This window comes from Methylocaldum sp., from assembly GCF_039794385.1.
GTDB lineage: Bacteria > Pseudomonadota > Gammaproteobacteria > Methylococcales > Methylococcaceae > Methylocaldum.
In genome coordinates, this window is record NZ_JBDIVO010000074.1 from 1 (window position 1) to 17,493 (window position 17,493).

The 17,493-nt window shown below is 57.9% G+C and carries 16 protein-coding genes and 1 pseudogene; 7 read left to right on the forward strand and 10 right to left on the reverse strand.

Translation table 11 applies throughout. The features are described from left to right. Positions 1-500, reverse strand: a 500-nt coding sequence (locus ABJK70_RS08885; protein ID WP_347257800.1) for a ribonuclease D, incomplete at its 3' end; no start/stop codon positions are given. Between the two features lie 87 nt (positions 501-587). Here ABJK70_RS08885 and ABJK70_RS08890 point away from each other — a divergent pair. The 7 genes from ABJK70_RS08890 to ABJK70_RS08920 all read left to right on the forward strand — a co-directional run bounded on the left by ABJK70_RS08890 (position 588) and on the right by ABJK70_RS08920 (position 7,349). Further along, a complete protein-coding gene (locus tag ABJK70_RS08890; protein WP_347257801.1) occupies positions 588-1,337 on the forward strand; it encodes an electron transfer flavoprotein subunit beta/FixA family protein in 750 nt (249 codons plus the stop codon). Beyond that, positions 1,334-2,287 (forward strand): FAD-binding protein, encoded by a 954-nt coding sequence (locus tag ABJK70_RS08895; RefSeq protein ID WP_347257802.1) that lies wholly within the window; start codon positions 1,334-1,336, stop codon positions 2,285-2,287. The genes ABJK70_RS08890 and ABJK70_RS08895 overlap by 4 nt, the downstream gene beginning before the upstream one ends. Then, positions 2,284-3,921: an electron transfer flavoprotein-ubiquinone oxidoreductase gene (locus ABJK70_RS08900; RefSeq protein WP_347257803.1), complete on the forward strand. Its 1,638-nt coding sequence runs from the start codon at positions 2,284-2,286 to the stop codon at positions 3,919-3,921. Before ABJK70_RS08895 ends, ABJK70_RS08900 begins: the two co-directional genes overlap by 4 nt. A gap of 350 nt (positions 3,922-4,271) precedes the next feature. Further along, a complete protein-coding gene (locus tag ABJK70_RS08905) occupies positions 4,272-5,027 on the forward strand; it encodes a hypothetical protein (protein WP_156880388.1) in 756 nt (251 codons plus the stop codon). A gap of 38 nt (positions 5,028-5,065) precedes the next feature. After that, positions 5,066-5,356 (forward strand): HPr-rel-A system PqqD family peptide chaperone, encoded by a 291-nt coding sequence (locus ABJK70_RS08910; RefSeq protein ID WP_347257805.1) that lies wholly within the window; start codon positions 5,066-5,068, stop codon positions 5,354-5,356. Continuing rightward, positions 5,353-6,279: an HprK-related kinase A gene (locus ABJK70_RS08915; RefSeq protein ID WP_347257804.1), complete on the forward strand. Its 927-nt coding sequence runs from the start codon at positions 5,353-5,355 to the stop codon at positions 6,277-6,279. Before ABJK70_RS08910 ends, ABJK70_RS08915 begins: the two co-directional genes overlap by 4 nt. Continuing rightward, positions 6,264-7,349: a nucleotidyltransferase family protein gene (locus ABJK70_RS08920; RefSeq protein ID WP_077728840.1), complete on the forward strand. Its 1,086-nt coding sequence runs from the start codon at positions 6,264-6,266 to the stop codon at positions 7,347-7,349. Before ABJK70_RS08915 ends, ABJK70_RS08920 begins: the two co-directional genes overlap by 16 nt. A 232-nt stretch (positions 7,350-7,581) precedes the next feature. Here ABJK70_RS08920 and ubiA read toward each other — a convergent pair whose 3' ends face one another. From ubiA to ABJK70_RS08965, 9 genes and pseudogenes are all read right to left on the reverse strand, one after another. Continuing rightward, on the reverse strand, positions 7,582-8,469 hold the full coding sequence (gene ubiA, locus ABJK70_RS08925; RefSeq protein ID WP_077728841.1) for a 4-hydroxybenzoate octaprenyltransferase: 888 nt from the start codon (positions 8,467-8,469) through the stop codon (positions 7,582-7,584). Further along, entirely contained in the window at positions 8,466-9,047 is a 582-nt protein-coding gene (locus ABJK70_RS08930; RefSeq protein WP_240502407.1) for a chorismate lyase, read from the reverse strand. The genes ubiA and ABJK70_RS08930 overlap by 4 nt, the downstream gene beginning before the upstream one ends. A 152-nt stretch (positions 9,048-9,199) precedes the next feature. After that, positions 9,200-9,985, reverse strand: coding sequence for a 3-methyl-2-oxobutanoate hydroxymethyltransferase (gene panB, locus ABJK70_RS08935; protein WP_077728843.1), 786 nt, complete (start codon positions 9,983-9,985; stop codon positions 9,200-9,202). Positions 9,986-10,281: 296 nt separating this feature from the next. After that, on the reverse strand, positions 10,282-12,366 hold the full coding sequence (gene recG, locus ABJK70_RS08940; protein ID WP_077728844.1) for an ATP-dependent DNA helicase RecG: 2,085 nt from the start codon (positions 12,364-12,366) through the stop codon (positions 10,282-10,284). Between the two features lie 15 nt (positions 12,367-12,381). Then, positions 12,382-12,768, reverse strand: a complete 387-nt coding sequence (locus ABJK70_RS08945) for a RidA family protein (RefSeq protein ID WP_086134568.1) — start codon at positions 12,766-12,768, stop codon at positions 12,382-12,384. Further along, on the reverse strand, positions 12,743-14,959 hold the full coding sequence (locus tag ABJK70_RS08950; protein WP_077728846.1) for a RelA/SpoT family protein: 2,217 nt from the start codon (positions 14,957-14,959) through the stop codon (positions 12,743-12,745). The genes ABJK70_RS08945 and ABJK70_RS08950 overlap by 26 nt, the downstream gene beginning before the upstream one ends. A 52-nt stretch (positions 14,960-15,011) precedes the next feature. Next, entirely contained in the window at positions 15,012-15,305 is a 294-nt protein-coding gene (gene rpoZ, locus ABJK70_RS08955) for a DNA-directed RNA polymerase subunit omega (RefSeq protein WP_077728847.1), read from the reverse strand. Between the two features lie 259 nt (positions 15,306-15,564). After that, positions 15,565-16,725, reverse strand: coding sequence for a phosphoglycerate kinase (locus ABJK70_RS08960; RefSeq protein WP_347257806.1), 1,161 nt, complete (start codon positions 16,723-16,725; stop codon positions 15,565-15,567). Positions 16,726-16,929: 204 nt separating this feature from the next. Continuing rightward, positions 16,930-17,343, reverse strand: a pseudogene (locus ABJK70_RS08965) (thioredoxin family protein); the annotation flags it as partial. Between the last annotated feature and the right edge of the window lie 150 nt (positions 17,344-17,493).

The window sequence follows — 17,493 nt, forward strand, 5'->3', positions numbered from 1 at the left end:
TAAGCGGTTCCGAGATGAACGACGTCGTCGGCCGCATAGCGCAATTGCGCATCGGCCAGGGGCCGGAGCGACCAGTCGGTGCGCGCGTGGCCTTTGCCCAAGGTTATTCCGAGCAGTTCCGAAATCAGTCCGGCATAGCTGATTTGTTCGGGCAAGCCGATCAGGGGAGCCGCGATCTGGGTATCGAAGATCGGTGCCGGCAGTTTTCCCCATAGATGAAAAAAGATTTCCAGGTCCTGTCGCCCGGCATGAAAAACCTTGGTGATGGCCGGATCGAACAGTAAATCCGCTACCGGGTCCAAGGATTCGAGCGCGAGCGGATCGATGCAGGCGATCTTGTCGGCGGTCGCGATCTGGAGCAGGCAGAATTTCGGAAAGTAGGTTTTCTCGCGCAGGAACTCGGTGTCCACGGCGAGCCATGGGGAGTTCTCGACGGCGCGGCAGAAATCTTGGAGTTGGCTGGGCGAATCGATATAGCTGATTTGGGAGAGAGGCGTCATGTCGAAGAGAGTGCTTTTTCGAGTCATAAAGTTATTATATGGCCTAGGGACGAAGAATACGCTCCCGCCGACGATCCGAGGTGGCGCATGAAGGTATTGGTGAGTGTAAAGCGCGTGGTGGATTACAACGTGCGCATCCAGGTGAAGCCGGACGGCTCGGGCGTCATGCTGGACGGGGTGAAGATGAGCATGAATCCCTTCGACGAGATCGCCCTGGAAGAGGCGATTCGCCTTAAGGAGGCCGGCAAGGCGACGCAAATCGTGGCCGTTTCGATCGGGCCGCAGGCGCTCCAGGAGCAGCTGCGTAGCGCCTTGGCACTCGGTGCGGACCGAGCGATTCATATACCTCTGGATGCAGCTCCTCAACCCATCAATGCCGCAGGCGCCCTGGCCGGGCTCGCCCGGCGCGAAAATCCCGATTTGATCCTCATGGGCAAGCAGGCCATCGACGACGACTGCAATCAAACTCCGCAGATGCTGGCGGCTCTGCTCGGCTGGCCTCAGGCGACCTTTGCTTCCAAAATCGAGTTGAATGACAAGTCCGCCACCGTCGCCCGCGAGGTGGATGCCGGGCTCGAATTTCTGTCGGTCGATCTGCCGGCGGTGATTTCCGCCGATCTTCGCCTCAATATTCCCCGTTATCCCAAGTTGCCGGACATCATGAAGGCGCGCCGCTTGCCGATCGAAACGGTTACGCCGGAGGACCTGGGCGTCGAGTTCGTACCGGAAGCCAGGCTGCTCAAAGTCGCGCCTCCGCCGAAGCGCCAGGCCGGACGGAAAGTGGCTTCGGTCGACGAGCTGGTGGCGGCGCTGCATGAGCGAGGGCTGTTGTCATGAGCAAGGTATTGGTTCTCGCCGAGCACGACGGCGAAACCTTGAATCCTTCGACGGCGAGAACCGTCGCCTGCGCGCTCGATCTCGGTCCGGAGACGATCGATGTGGCCGTATTCGCCGAGGCGGAGAACAAGCCCGCGCAAGCCGCGGCTCGGCTGAATGGCGTGACCCGGGTGTTGCTGGTCGAACATGCCGCCAACCGGAACCCCGTGGCGGCGGTTCTGGCGCCACAGATTTCCGCTCTGGCCAAGGGCTACACCCATGTGCTGGCACCGGCGACCACCTTCGGCAAGGATCTTTTGCCGCGCGTGGCGGCGCTGCTCGGCGTACCGCAGGTCAGCGATATCATGCGGGTGATCGATCGGAACGTATTCGAGCGCCCGATCTACGCCGGCAATGCACTGGAAACGATCGAGACGCCGCCGGGCATCGTCGTCGCGACCGTGCGTACGGCTTCGTTCAAGGCGGTTGCCGAGACAGGATCGGCGCCTGTGGAAAAAATCAGCCTCGATTTCGACTGCCCGACCCACACGCGTTTTCTCCGGGTCGAAGGTTCGTCCGGCGGCGGGCGTCCCGATCTCCAGTCGGCCCGCGTGGTGGTGTCCGGCGGGCGCGGCCTGGCAAGCAAGGAAAACTTCGACTTGATCTACGCCCTGGCGGATCGGCTGGGCGCGGCGGTCAGCGCTTCCCGCGCGGCGGTGGATGCCGGATTCGTTCCGAACGACTTGCAGGTGGGGCAGACCGGCAAGATCATCGCGCCGGAGCTTTATCTCGCCTTCGGTATTTCGGGCGCGATACAGCATCTGGCGGGAATCAAGGATGCGGGGACCATCGTCGCCGTCAATAAGGACCCCGATGCGCCAATCTTCGAAGTGGCGGATATCGGCCTGGTGGGCGACTTGTTCGAGGTGCTGCCGGCATTGGTCGATGCTCTGCCCAAGGATAAATCGTGAATCGGGAGAGTCTGGAGTTCGATGTCGTCATCGTGGGGGCCGGCCCCGCGGGACTGTCCGCCGCCTGCCGATTGATGCAGCTGGCCAATGAAGCCGGAAAGTCGCTCCGGGTCTGCGTCGTCGAAAAGGGTGCGGAGGTCGGCGCCCACATCATTTCCGGCGCCGTGTTCGAGCCGACCGCCCTGAACGAACTTTTCCCGGACTGGAAAGGGCAGGGCGCGCCCGTCACCGTGGCCGTCGAACACGATGAATTGCATTACCTCCTTAGCGAAAAGCGCTCGTTCAAAGCGCCCGGCTTTCTGATGCCGAAGCCGATGCGTAACGAGGGCAATTACGTGATCAGCCTGGGCCGCTTGTGCCGATGGCTGGCGGAAAAAGCCGAGGCCCTTGGCGCCGAGATATTCACGGGGTTCGCCGCGGCCGATGTGCTTTATGACGACGCGGGCGCAGTAGCCGGCGTCGTCACGGGCGACATGGGCATTGCCAGGGACGGTTCGAAGAAGCCGAACTATCAGCCGGGCGTGGAGCTGCGAGCGCCCTACACGATTTTTGCCGAAGGCTGCCGCGGGCATTTGGGCAAGCGGCTGATGGAGCGCTTCGAATTGCGGCGGGACGTCGATCCGCAGCATTACGGCATCGGCATCAAGGAAATCTGGCGCATCGATCCGTCGCGTCATCGGCCCGGATGGGTCGTTCACACCTTAGGCTGGCCTTTGGACAACGAAACCGAAGGTGGCGGCTTCGTTTACCACGGCGAGGACGGATTGGTTTCGCTCGGTTTGATTGTGGCCTTGAATTACCGTAATCCTTATTTGAATCCTTTCAGCGAAATGCAGCGCTGGAAGCACCATCCGGTGGTGCGCCGGTTCCTCGAAGGCGGAACCCGGATCGGCTACGGCGCCCGCGCGGTGAACAAGGGCGGCTGGCAGTCGGTGCCGAAGCTGTCTTTTCCGGGCGGCGTGATGGCGGGTTGCGATGCCGGTTTTCTCAACCCGGTGAAGATCAAGGGCAATCATACCGCCATGAAGACCGGCATGCTGGCGGCGGAGGCGGTGTTCGAGGCGCTGGAAACGGGCGGAATTCCGGATATGGGCGGCCGTTATCGCCAATCGTGGGTCGATCAGGAGCTGTTCCGGGGCCGGAACATCGGTCCCGCGTTGGCGAAATTCGGAACGCTTGTTGGAAGCGCGTTCATTTGGATCGATCAGAATGTTTTCCGGGGAAAGCTGCCGTTTACCCTGCACAATCGCGTTCCGGATCACGCCTCGTTGGATCGAGCCGCGGACAGTCGTAAGATCGATTATTCGAAGCCCGACGGCGTGCTGAGCTTCGATAGACTATCCTCGGTCTATCTATCCAACACCAATCACGAGGAAGACCAGCCCTGCCATCTCGTTCTGACCGATCCGGCCATCCCGATCGAGCGGAATCTGCCGCTGTACGACGAGCCGGCGCAGCGTTATTGCCCGGCGGCGGTTTATGAAATCGTGGAGGCGCCGGGACAGCCGGCCCGATTCCAGATCAACGCGCAGAACTGCGTTCACTGCAAAGTGTGCGACATCAAGGATCCGGCACAGAACATCAACTGGGTGCCTCCAGAAGGGGGCGGGGGACCGAACTACGTAAACATGTGAAAGCAAGGTCGTTCTGTGTGTCGAAGTCGGGAGAGTTATAGGGTAGCAGGACGCTGTTGAATAAAATCTTGGTACCGGTTGTTCTCCAAGCCTGGCTAAATCGCGAACACACGCTTCTGATCGAAAGTTGCAAATATGTCCGGGTGGCGGATACTCAGCTGTTAAACTAGATTACCGGGAAGTAAAGTTTGATTGACTTTCGCTCCAAATCTTGGCAAATGTCAGAAAGTTTTACAAGTGTGCCAAAATTGTTGCGCATGCGATCAAAAGTTGCCAAGAAATCAATTTATTAGGGTGATCGGCGCGTAAGTTGCATTAGAGTTTTTAACAATCGGAAATTTGCACTAACAATGGCTAAAGATATGCTTCATGAAGAACAGTCTGAGTTGCGGTCATCAACGCAGCAAAAGGAAATTGATCAAACGCGGCGCAATTTGACGAGAATTGGTCTGACCACGCCTGTCCTGATGAGCTTTTCTGGTTATTCGCCGTTGGCTAATGCTTGTGCCACTCCATCCCGGCATGCATCTGGAAACACCAGTCCCCAAACAGAGGAGCCGGTTTATTCCTGCAATGGAAAACCGCCTTCCTATTTGGTGATGTGTGCTTCGTTCGGTTCATGGCCTCTAGGTGGATTGGATGCACCGCAACTGCAGATACAAGACGGCAGTGGAAATCCGATCGGCTGTACCGGGGGCGGTGTCCCTTCGTTTGACACATTTTTTTCATCGGACTCGAATCCTCCCGCTTCAAAGATATCCAGTTTTGGTACAACCGTGGATGTGTATGTTGGCGCCACTACTACTTTTATACCAGTTTTACCAACAAACGGTGCCGGGACTGTAGATCAAACTCGGCTTGCGTCTGTATGGGAACTTTTGGCGTTTCCGGAAAAGCAGCCCGATCCGCAAGCCGCCCAGTTCGCCCAATTCATTATTGCGGCGATTTATAACGCAAATGCCGATTCGAAGTATCCAGTTTCGGTAGATCAAGCAAAAGAGATGTTTGCGAAAGGTCCTTTAACGGAGTATCAGCCCACGAATGGTGTTAAATGGGGAGTAGCGGAAATCATTTTTTATCTACAAAGCACCATGGGGTTTGTCTAAAAATTAGCTGGCTTTGGTATAAATTGCTTTTGATCTTCATGACCTTACGCGTGGTCACTCTTTGTTCGGCGGCCCGCCTGAAGATATCGCCGCTTTGGCAGGACGAATGCGTGGTATTTGATGCAGCCAGTTGTAATACTTACGCAGTGCCGAAATTGAGTGCTCAGATTCTAGAAATGCTGCAGGCTGAGAAGGAGCTTAAGACTTCAACCATTCTTGCCGGAATAAACGCAAAAGGTGATCTCGACGAACAGGAGTTGATTCGAGTTCTTGACATCACATTAGAAGAATTTCAGCGTCTTGGCCTAATTGAAATAATTGCCAGTTGAGCTCTTTTAACTCCTTCGACGAGACCCTGTCCGCGCAATTTTCGGACAAGGGCGTAACTCTAGAACTTGCTCCGTTTGTTGTCCGAATCTATACCGATATTCCTAGCGTTTTAGCCGGCTTACAGCTTTACTACAGCGAGTACCCGGTACCAGGTTCAAGCGCTTTTGCAGATTTCCACGTATCGTTGCGGCGACCTCGATCGGCGTATCGCTGGTTCCGCCCTCAGGTCAGCTTTGAATTCGACGGCACGGTTCCATTTAAGCCTTTGCCTTACGAGCAAGCTTATCCCATGTTCGAATGGGGGCTTAATTGGTGTATAGCGAACCATTGCCATCGGTTTCTGATGATTCATGCAGCGGTCGTTGAGCGGGAGGGATGTGCGGCAATTTTGGCGGCTCCCCCGGGTTCGGGCAAGAGTACACTCTGCGCCGCTTTGGTCAGTCGCGGATGGAGGCTGCTTTCCGATGAATTGGCTCTTATCGATCCGGCAACGCTTCGGATAGCGCCTATTCCCCGCCCGATCGGGCTCAAGAATGATTCGATCGAAATTATCCGCCATTTCAATCCTTCGGCAGTGATTGGGCCGGTAGTAAAAGATACCCGCAAAGGGACAGTAACTCACATGAAAGCGCCGGTCGGCAGCATTCTCCGTTCTCGCGAAACGGCTTGTCCTGCGTGGGTCATCTTTCCTCGTTACGAGCGCGATGCTGCCGTTCGGTTGCGGCCTCACTCCAAGGCTCGGACAGTCGTGCGTCTCGCCGAAAACTCATTTAATTACACATTACTGGGTGCAATAGGCTTTGATGCTTTGATAGGCATAGTCGATCAGGCTGAATGTTATGAATTTACCTATAGTAAGCTGGATGATGCCATCTCGATATTTGCTGATTTGAAGGCGCCTCCGCTATGTCAGGCCCGATGAATGTCGCCGCCGCCAAGGCGCTGACATGCACCGAGACTCTAATCGATTGTTCTCTCGGCGACTGGGACATCGTTATCCGCCAGTGCAGGGCGGCAAAGGTACTCGCCAAGTTAGCGGCCCGACTCGAAGACCATGGCTTGCTCGATCTAATCCCGGAGGCTCCCCGCAGACATCTGATCTCTGCGCACCTGGTTGCACGCCGGCAAAACCAGGCCGTGGAAATTGAGGTCGAGCAAATCCGAAAGGCCCTGGCTAGAACTCAGGCTCCAATCGTCCTGCTCAAGGGGGCGGCCTACGCAATGGCCGGCCTACCGGCAGCACGGGGGCGTGTGTTTGCTGACATCGACATACTGGTGCCGCGCGAGCGATTGGCCGATGTCGAAGCGGCGCTGATGCTGCATGGCTGGATAAGCACGCATCATGATGCTTATGACCAGCGCTACTATCGCCAATGGATGCACGAAATCCCACCGATGCAGCACATTAAGCGTGGTACGGTTATCGATGTACATCATGCTATTACACCGATTACTTCCAGGATTCGGGCCGATTCGAAAAAAATGCTCGCTGCGGCAGCGCCGTTGCCGGGACATGACAGGCTGTTTGTGCTTGCGCCCGAAGATATGGTGCTGCACAGTGCTACTCATCTTTTTTTGGAAGGCGAACTGGATTCGGGATTTAGAGACCTCGCCGATATCGATACCCTGCTTACGCACTTCGCAGCCGCTGACGACAGCTTTTGGGAGCGTCTGATGGAACGAGCCGTGGAGGTCGGTCTTGCCAGGCCTTTGTTTTACGCTTTTCGTTATACGGAGAAGATACTGGGGACGCGAATTCCTCCGCGGATTCAGGCCAAGGCTGCGGTGGGATCGCCGGCGCGGCCATTGCTCAGCCTGATGGATGCGCTGTTCTTACGGGCGCTTCGGCCGAAGCATTCCACAGTCGCCGACCGTTTCACGGGGATTGCCCGGTGGATGCTTTATGTTCGGGGCCATTGGCTGCGCATGCCTTTGCCTCTGCTCGTTTATCATCTCGCTCGTAAGGCATTGGCGGTTGAACAGTCCGGGTGAAACGAGGGCTCGATGCGAGCTTGCTGGTGCTCCGGAGGCATCCTAGAGCGTTTTTCATCCCGGTGTACGGCTTCGTGTCGGGCGGGAAGAACGTAGGTCGGCAATCCCTTGCCGACTTATCGGCTCGGCAAAGGATTTTGTCGGAAGGGTCGCGACTAAAGCGACCGTTTGCGATTGGGAAGGGATTGCCGACCTACCTATCGGGCTCTCTGACACCGAATCGGAAAATGCTCTAAAGGCGGGAGACGTAGTCGACTACCAACCCGAAAAATACCGCCGCGCCGAACCAATGATTGTTCAGAAATGCTTTGAAGCAGCCGGCGGGATCGCGCTCCCGGATCAGATACTGTTGGTAGGCGGCCAGCCCGGCGGCGACCAAGAGACCGAGAAAATAGGCTATTCCAAGCCCGGATTGCCTTCCCACCGAATAAAGAATCAGCAGCACGAAGACCTGAAGCATTCCGATCAGCACCCGATCCATGTCGCCGAACAGAATGGCGGTGGATTTGACGCCGATCTTGAGATCGTCCTCCCGATCCACCATGGCGTACATCGTGTCGTAAACCAAAGCCCACAGGATGGTGGCGAAGTAAAGTTCCCAGCCGACCCACGGAATGCCGCCCGTCTGGGCCGCGAAAGTCATGGGCACCGCCCAGCCGAAGGCGAGTCCCAGATAGGCTTGCGGAAGATAGGTGTAGCGCTTCATGAACGGATAGGACGCGGCGAGAAAAGCGCCGGGGACCGACAGCGCGATTGTGAGCGGGTTGGTGAGTAGAACCAGGCCGAACGATACCAGGCACAGCACGACGAACAGCCAAAGCGCTTCCTTGGGTGTCACCAGTCCGGCGGCGATCGGACGTAATTTGGTGCGTTTGACGTGGGGGTCGAAGTCGCGGTCGGCGTAGTCATTGATCACGCAGCCCGCCGCCCGCATCAGCACGACGCCGGTGACGATGACGAAGCTCACCAGGACGTCGGGTTTGCCGTTTCCGGCAATCAATAGCGCCCACAGGGCCGGCCAAAGCAGAAGGAAGATGCCGATGGGCTTGTCCAGACGCATCAATCGCCAGTAAAGCTCGAGACGACGGCTGGACAGCCGGAAGGTCGGTTGGTCGATCATAGGCTTGCTTCTCGCTTCAACAGAGAAGGTAGAAAAAACTCGGCTACTAACAGGTTTCCGTGCGCGACGGCGTACAGCGAGCGCCGACCCCAGATTCGGTCGGACGATTCGGCGAAGTCAAGAGCTTTGGAACGTTCCGGTAGCCATTTCGCCCTTTCGACGACGGCCAATTCCAGCCCCAGCCGCTTCAGGTTCGGGTCGGAGAAAAGAATCTCTCCCAGCGGGCGGTTGCCCAAAGAAGCCAGATGGCGCTGAGCGCCGCGGAGAATACTTGCCGGTATGATGCTGCGCGCCACGACCAGGGGCTGTTCGCCGCATTGAAGAGCCACCTCGCGTACCAACGCGACCCGCGAAGGTCTAAGTCTCAGCGCTCTCGATTCGTCGGCAAACGGCCTCAGCCAGTCCTGCTGCAGCACCCGGAGGCGAAAATCGCCGCCGCAAAGGCCGCGAACCCGGCGGGTCAGCGAGCCGGCTTCGAAAAGCCATGGATGGAGCCCTTCGGGGATCTGGCTGCGCTGACTGCTTCCAAGTTGAAACCAGTCCGGTGCTCGGCGGAAAAGTTGGCTGCGTGTCGTCAATGGTCGGTCTCGAGAATAAACCGCGAATTTTAGCAGAGCGCGTGAGTTTTCCTGACCGGCCGGATACATTCATCTGCAAGGAATTGCCTAGCTGCGCCTCTGTTCCGGCGGTTCGGTCGGAGCGGCCGCTTCGGTCGGACAAATCGCTATCTCTATCTCTTCCTTGAACCGCGCATGTGGAGAACATTGTCCACGAAGGTTCCGTCGTCGACTTCCTTCATGAATCGCTCGGCAACATCGACGATCGCTTTGCCAACGTAAGCGTACTGTCTCGAAAACGGCGGCCAGAAATCCCCCAGGCCGATCGCGTCGTTAATGACCAAAACCTGTCCATCGCACGATGCGCCGGCACCGATTCCCACGGTGGGCACCTTGATCGACTGCGTGATGGTCTTCGCCAGGGTTGCCGGTATGTGCTCCAGAACCACCAAGAACGCGCCCGCTTCCGCGATGTCGATCGCTTCGCTCAAGATGCGTTCCGCGTCGCTTTTCTTGCCTCCGACCTGTCGGAAGTCGGAAGCCGTCTGGGGCGTCAATCCGGTATGGCCGACCACGTCGATTCCGTTGGCAACGAGATGAGCGATCACGTCGTACTTCGGACCTTCCAGCTTGATGCTGTCGGCGCCGGCGTCCAGCAGCAGTTTGGCGTTATTCAGGGCCGTGGCCGGATCGCGATCGCTGTTGTATGGAAGATCGCCGATGATATGCGTATTCGGCGCGCCGCGGCGGACGGCGCCGATATGGTATTGCATGTGCTCGATGGTGACATGGCGCGTGCTGTCGAAGCCCATTTCCACCATCCCCACCGTGTCTCCGACCAGGATGACCGGAATCCCCGCTTTTTCGAGAGAGCGGGCTACGGGGGCGGTGTAAGCCGTCAGCATCGGGATCGGCTTTACCGACTTCATTTGTCTCAAGGACTCTGCGTTGAGTTTCATGGCTTTCATCTCCGGTGTGTCGGATTCGTATCTGGCGTCGCAAGCGTTTCGTCAGGGTGCTTAGAGCCTATCCCGGTAGGTCCCAGAACCCTTCGACTCGGCTCAGGACAGACCCTTCGACAACCCTGTCCTGAGCTAAGTCGAAGGGCTCAGGGCGAACGGCCTGGATAGGCTCTTATCTCGTTGGTCGATTTTCCCTCAAGGCGGGGATAAGATGGGGTTTCGCCACGGCGTATCCGCTTCGGAAGAATGTAATGGCATCTCGAAAAACGTCGATACCCCGTACGGGTAGTCATTCAAGCCCCGGCATATTGCACCGAATGACCGACCCAGCGCCGGATCAGGCGTTCGGCGCGGTCGGGATAATCCCGCAGCAGAATGGCGGCCGTTTGAGCAACGGCATCCAAGAGGTGTCCGTCGCGCGCCAAGTCGGCGATGCGGAACTGGACCTGGCCGGTCTGCCGGGTTCCCAGGAGTTCTCCCGGTCCCCGCAATTCCAGGTCTTTTTCGGCGATGACGAAGCCGTCATCGGAGTCCCGCAGGATACCCAAACGTTGTTTGGCGGTTTCCGACAGAGGCGGCTGGTACAGCAAGACGCAATGCGCCTCGCCGGGACCGCGTCCCACCCTCCCGCGCAATTGGTGCAGCTGGGCCAGTCCCAAGCGCTCGGCATTCTCGATGATCATCAGGCTGGCATTCGGGACGTCCACGCCGACTTCGATGACGGTAGTGGCCACCAGCAAATCGAAATGCCCTTCCTTGAAGGCTGACATGACGGCTTCCTTTTCGGCGGGTTTCAAACGCCCGTGTATCAGCGCGACGCGAACATCCGGAAGCGCTTCGGCGAGCACGACGGCGGTTTTTTCCGCTGCTTCGCATTGCAATGCCTCGGATTCCTCGATCAGCGTGCAAACCCAGTACACCTGTCTTCCTTTGGACGCCCAGTCGGTGATGCGGGCGATGATTTCAGCCCGGCGACTGGTCGGAATGACCACGGTCTTGACGGGAGTCCGTCCTGGCGGACGCTCGTCGATGACCGATAGATCGAGATCGGCATACCCGAGCATCGCCAAGGTTCTCGGAATCGGTGTGGCGGTCATGATGAGTTGGTGCGGATACAAGCCATCATGCAGACCTTTTTCGCGGAGCGCCAGCCGTTGATGGACGCCGAATCGGTGCTGTTCGTCGATGATGACGAGCCCCAGGCGATGAAATGCCACCTGTTCCTGAAATAGGGCGTGGGTGCCGATGACGATGCCGGCTGCGCCGCGACCGATGGCGTCGAGCTCGGCTTTCCGGGCTTCGCCCTTGAGGCGTCCGGACAAGAAGGCGATCTGTATGCCGAAGGGTTCGAGCCACTGCCGAAAGCTTCGGAAATGCTGCTCGGCCAAAAGTTCGGTAGGAGCCATGATGCCGACCTGGTAGTTGGACGACAGCGCGGTCAGCGCGGCATGGGCAGCCACCACCGTCTTGCCCGATCCCACGTCGCCTTGGACCAAGCGCATCATGGGACGGTTACCGGATAAATCGGCTTCGATCTCGGCAATCACGCGCTTTTGGGCGGCGGTTAGAGAGAACGGCAGGCTGCGCAGAAACCGGTCCGCCGCCTCCCGATTGATCGCCATAACCGGGGCTCGATGAGCCTGCATCTTGGCCCGGAAGCGCCCGAGGCTCAGATGATGGCTAAGCAGCTCTTCGAAGGCGAGGCGCGAACGGGCGGCGGCGAGTTGCGGCGAAGTTTCGTTGTAGCCGGCGGGCGGCTGATGCAGAAGCCGAAGCGCGTCCATGAGTCGCAACCGGTTCGCCGAAGGGATCAAGGGCTCGGGCAATAAGTCGGGAAGCCGGGTTTCGTCGGCCATGGACAGTGCTTGTGCGGCCAGCCGGCGAATGGCTTTCTGATGGATGCCTTCGGTCAAGGGATAAACCGGCGTCAGCGCGCGCTCGGGAACATCGGTCTCCGTATCGTCGATGAGTTTGTAATCGGGATGGGTCATTTCCAGGCCCGCATAACCCGTCCGCACTTCGCCGTAACAGCTCAGCCGCTTGCCGCGGGTCAGCTGCTCGCGCTGTTTCGCCGTGTAATGGAAGAACCGCAGATCGAGAAAGCCGGTGCCGTCGCCGATCCGAACAATCAGCGAGCGACGGCCCTTTGGGAGGATTTCCGCGAGTTCGATCCGGCCTTCCACCAGCGCATGACCGCCGGGTTTCAGATGTCCGATAGCGGTGACGGACGTCCGATCCTCATAACGCAGCGGCAGATGGAAAAGCAAGTCGCTGACGGTCGAAATGCCCAGCTTTTCCAGCCGTTTGAGGGTTTGCGCTCCCGCCCCCCTGAGGGTGGCGACCGGAAGCTCGTCGAGAGAACGGTTTTGCGAAGCCAAATAGTCGCGGGACGCCTATTTCGCCAAAACCATGATCGCGTCCATTTCGACTCCGGCGCCACGCGGCAGGGAGGCCACGCCGATGGCGGCGCGGGCAGGATAGGGCTCGGCGAAATATTCGGCCATGATTTCGTTCACCAGCGGAAAATGGGCGAGATCGGTCAGGAAGACATTCAGTTTGACGACATCCCGAAGGCTGCCTCCGGCCGCCTCGGCCACGGCTTTGAGGTTGTCGAACACGCGGCGGATCTGCACGTCCATGCCGCCTTCGACCAGCGTCATGGTGGCGGGGTCCAGCGGAATCTGGCCGGACAGATAAACCGTGTCGCCGACTTTTACGGCCTGGGAGTAGGTGCCGATCGCTTTGGGAGCCTGGTCAGTCTGAATAATTTGTTTTGCCATGGTTCTGTTTCTTTCTGAGTTCGGACTTTACGCGGGAAATTTTCAAAACGACCGATAATTTTCGCAGTTCTCGCATGACCGAGGCGAGATGGACGCGGTCCTTGACCATCAAGGTAATGATGTCGGTGGAAATCTGGCTGTCCTGATTGGAGATCTGGACGTTTTCGATGTTGGCGCGCATGCGGGAGATGGTGGAGGCGACTTTAGCCAGGGTACCGACCTGGTTCATCAGTTCCAGACGGATGACCGCCGGGAAATCGCCGCTGGCTTGTTTGTCCCAGTCCACGTCCAGCCAGTTCATGTGTTTTTTTCTGAGCTCCGAGACGTTCTTGCACTCGGTGAGGTGAACGACGATCCCCTTGCCGGGATTGAAGAATCCGACGATGGGGTCGCCCGGTATCGGGCGGCAGCACTTGGCGAGGTTGACCACCATGCCTTCTGTGCCTTTGATGATCAGAGGCGACAGTGCTGGCAGGTTTTCCTGGTTGGCTGTAGTCTCCGACGTGGCGTCGGCTTGCGCCATTTGGCGGACGACCAGGAAAGGCAAACGGTTGCCGAGCCCGATATCTTCCAGCAAGGCTTCGAGAGACGGCAATTCGAGCGCCTTCAGCAAATCGTCGATCCGCTCCCGCGGAATATCCTCGAAACGTATGTTTTGGGCATCGAATTCCTTTTCCAGCAAACGTTTTCCGAGGGCGACCGCCTCCTGTTTCTTGAAATTCCTGAGATAGCTGCGAATGGCCGCGCGCGCTTTGGCGGTGACGACGAAATTGAGCCACAGCGGATTGGGGCGGGCCCAGGGCGCCGTGATGATCTCGACGGTCTGGCCGTTCTCGAGAACGGTTTGCAGCGGCGCGAGTACCCGGTCGATTCGGGCCGAGACGCAAGTATTGCCGATATCGGTGTGCACGGCGTAAGCGAAGTCGACGATGGTGGCTCCGCGCGGAAGCTTGGTGATCTTGCCCTTGGGGGTGAAGACGTAAACTTCCTGCTGAAACAGGTCGACCTTCAAATTGTCCAGGAATTCCATCGAGTCGCCGGCGCTCTTCTGGATTTCCAGAAGATCTCTCAGCCACTCGTGGGCACGGGTCTGGCTGGTCGAAATCTGTTCATGCTCGCTCTTGTACAGCCAGTGTGCCGCGATGCCGGATTCAGCCAGATGGTGCATGGCGCGGGTGCGGATCTGAATTTCCAGCGGCTGGCCGTAAGGCCCGACCAGCACGGTGTGCAGCGACTGATAGCCGTTGGCCTTGGGCACGGCGATGTAATCCTTGAAGCGGCCAGGCACCGGCTTATAGAGGTTGTGAACTATCCCTAAGGCACGGTAACAATCGTCCACCTCATCTGCGATGATGCGGAAGGCGTAAACGTCGTAGACGCCGGAAAAGGAGACATGCTTGATTCGCATCTTTTGATAGAGACTATAAAGATGCTTCTCCCGTCCGATTACTTCGCAGTTGACCAGCCCGGCGTCCTGCAGTCGTTTCGTGATGGCCGACTCGATGATCGCCACCACCTCCTTGCGGTTGCCGCGAGCTTTCTTTACCGACTGTTCCAGCACGCGGTAACGTACCGGATACATGGCGGAGAACCCCAGTTCTTCCAATTCCAGCCGCATCTCGTTCATGCCCAGGCGGTTGGCAATGGGTGCGTAGATGTCCAGGGTCTCGCGGGCGATGCGCCGGCGCCGCGTCGGAGACATTATCCCTAAGGTGCGCATGTTGTGAAGCCGATCCGCCAGTTTGACCATGATCACGCGGAGGTCCTTGACCATCGCGAGCACCATCTTTCGGACATTCTGGGCCTGCGCCTCGGCCCTCGATTTGCAGTCGAGCTGGGTCAGCTTGCTGACGCCGTCGACCAGTTCGGCGACTTCGTCTCCGAATTGTTCTCGCAGTTGCTCCTTGGTGACGGAGGTGTCTTCGATGACGTCGTGCAGAATGGCCGCCATGATGCCTTTTGCGTCCATGCGCATCTCGGCGAGGATGATGGCGACCGAAAGGGGATGGCACACATACGGTTCGCCGGTCAGTCGGAATTGGCCCTCATGCGCGGAAAGGGCAAGCTGATAGGCGCGATAAATTTCCTCGACCTGCGCTCCGTCGAGATAGGCCGAGACTATGCTGCACAGCCTGCGAATGAGCTTTTCATTCGGCAGTTCGGTCACTTCTTTGGGAAGAAGCTGGTTCATGGCAGCCCGCGCTCTTGTATCGGCTCTTCGGCGTTTGAGGTACCGATTCGCCTTACTCGAAATCGTCCTCTTCAAGGTTGCCCATGCCTGCGCCATGCGGATTGGGTACCGGCGGACGCTCGATGGCGAACCGCTCCTGTTTCGCGGCCGCAGTGAGATATTCGCGAGTGATCAAGCCCTGTGCAATTTCCCGAAGCGCCACGACGGTCGATTTATCGTTTTCCCACGGCACCTTGGCATCGTCCGGATGGCGGGACAATTGGCGGGCTCTCTTGGTTGCCAGCAAAACCAACTGAAAACGATTGTCGACGTGTTCCAGACAGTCTTCGACGGTTACTCTTGCCATGTTTGCTGTATCCTCGATTTAGAGTCGTTTTGAATGAAAAATTTAATAAAAACAAATAGTTTATGGAACCCTTTTACCCTAAAAGCAAGGTTCTTGTACAGAACACCCGCTTTTCAAAGCGGAATCCGATCCATCGGGCGTTTTGGTCGAAGGATTCTTAATCCAGACCGCCAACGCGGCTGGAAGGTTCAGATCGCCCAAAAAACAAGGCGCGAAGGACAGCTTCGGCCGCTCTCCTTCGCGCCGTGAACTCGAAGAACTATTTTGCCCGTTCCTGCAACATCGCTACGGCGGGAAGCATCTTGCCCTCCAGGAATTCCAGGAAAGCTCCGCCCCCGGTCGAGGTATATGATACCCGATCGCCGATGCCGTATTTTTCGATCGCCGCGAGCGTATCGCCGCCACCGGCGATGGAAAAACCCTTGGTTTCCGCAATAGCCATGGCTACGGTGCGGGTGCCTTCGCCGAACTGGTCGATCTCGAATACGCCCACCGGCCCGTTCCAGACGATGGTTCCGGCCGCTTTGATCATTTCCGCATAACGCGCCGCGGTTTCCGGCCCGATATCGAGGATCAAATCGTCCTCGGCTACTTTGCTGACTTTTTTAATCGTGGCTGTCGCCGAATCGGAGAATTCTTTCGCGCAAACCACATCGGTCGGTACCGGAATCTCCGCGCCTTCCGCTTTCGCTTGTTCCATCAAGCGTTTGGCTTCGGGAATCAGGTCGGCTTCATACAAGGACTTGCCCACCGGATGACCTGCCGCGGCGATGAACGTGTTGGCGATGCCGCCGCCGACGATGAGTTGGTCCACTTTGGCGGCCAAAGAGTCGAGCACCGTCAGCTTGGTGGAAACCTTGGAGCCGCCGACGATCGCCAAAAGCGGGCGCTCCGGGTTTTCCAGAGCCTTGCCGAGAGCGTCGAGCTCGGCAGCGAGCAGGAGGCCGGCACAGGTTTCTGTCGCGAAACGGCCTACGCCGTGGGTTGACGCTTCGGCGCGGTGCGCGGTGCCGAAGGCGTCCATCACGTAGATATCGCAGAGAGCGGCCATTTTCTTGGCCAACGCTTCGTCGTCTTTTTTCTCACCCTTGTTGAATCGGACGTTTTCGCATAAAACGACCTCCCGCGGGTGCATGTCGACGCCGTTCAGCCAGTCTTTCACGAGGGGCACTTTGCGTCCGAGCAGCCAGGTCATGCGATCGGCCACGGGTTTCAGAGAGAATTCGTCGGTGTATATGCCTTCGGTCGGCCGCCCCAGATGGGACATGACCATGACCCTGGCGCCGGCTCTCAAGCAATGTTCGATCGTGGGCAAACTGGCGCGGATGCGGGTGTCGCTGGTGACTTTGCCGTTCTTGACGGGAACGTTCAGATCCGCGCGGATCAGAACGCGCTTGCCGGCGAGATCGAGATCGGTGATTCGCTTGAAAGCGAGGGGCTTCTTCTTAGCGGCCTTCTTAGCGGTCTTTTTGGGTGTCGATGGCTGCTCCCGCCATTTGATCGAGCAGCCCATGCTCGGGATTTGCTTCTTCGGACCCTTGCCGGTCTCCGCAACTTGTTTCATGGCGTCGAACAGCTCGCGCCTGACGTCCGGCGGGGCGGTTTCCTTGCGGCTGGCGTCCAGCCGTCCGCGGTACTGCAACTCCAGATCCTTGTTATAGCCGAAGAAGTCCGGGGTGCAGACGGCGCCGTAGGCCTTGGCCACTTCCTGAGTTTCGTCGTACAGGTACGGAAAGGGATAGCCGAGTTGCTCCGCGACGATTTTCATGTTTTCGAAGGAGTCTTCGGGATAATCGGCCGGGTCGTTGGACATGATGGCCACGGCGTTGATGCCGTGTTCCTTGAGCTCTTTGACGTCCCGCACGATGCGGTCCTGCACGGCCTTCACATAAGGACAGTGGTTGCAGATGAACATCACCAAAAGGCCGTTGGGGCCTTTGCACTTTTCCAGAGTCCAGATTTGCCCATCCACGCCAGGCAGAGCGAAATTGTGTGCCTTTTTTCCGAAATCACAAACCGGGGTTTCTGTGCGCGCCATGGAGATCTTCCTTCTTATGCGTTATAAGTGAAAATCGATGAAAATGGCTGAAATCATAACAAAGAAATCGAATCCAGTCGTCCGCTTACCGTCCCGCGAATGTCGGGAAGGGCGGCTCCGGTGCTCCTGGAAGGATCGGTTCGACGCTCC